Source organism: Micromonospora sp. HK10 (assembly GCF_000982955.1).
GTDB lineage: Bacteria > Actinomycetota > Actinomycetes > Mycobacteriales > Micromonosporaceae > Micromonospora.
Window position 1 is genome coordinate 441 of record NZ_KQ058706.1, and the last position, 393, is coordinate 833.

Annotated in this window: 1 protein-coding gene; it reads left to right on the forward strand. The window is 72.3% G+C overall.

What is annotated here, in order from left to right; all coding sequences use genetic code 11:
* Positions 1-329: glycoside hydrolase family 6 protein (locus LQ51_RS05815; RefSeq protein WP_046563630.1), on the forward strand; the 329-nt coding region annotated here is incomplete at its 5' end.
* Positions 330-393 lie beyond the last annotated feature (64 nt).

Consider the following 393-nt stretch of genomic DNA (forward strand, 5'->3'; position numbering starts at 1 on the left):
ACGGTGGCCGGATCGACCGGCGCTACCACACCGGCAACTGGTGCAACCAGGCCGGCGCGGGCCTCGGCGAGCGGCCGCGGGCGAACCCCGAGACGGGCATCGACGCGTACGTCTGGGTGAAGCCTCCGGGCGAGTCGGACGGCTCCAGCACCGAGATCCCGAACAACGAGGGCAAGGGCTTCGACCGGATGTGCGACCCGACGTACACCGGCAACGCCCGCAACGGCAACAACATGTCGGGTGCCCTGCCGAACGCGCCGATCTCCGGTGCGTGGTTCGCGGCCCAGTTCCAGCAGCTGATGCAGAACGCCTACCCGCCGCTCTCCTGATCCGGCGGTCGGCCCACCCGCAGCGGCGGGAGTGAGGCACCGCCGCGCGGGTTCCCCGGGCCCC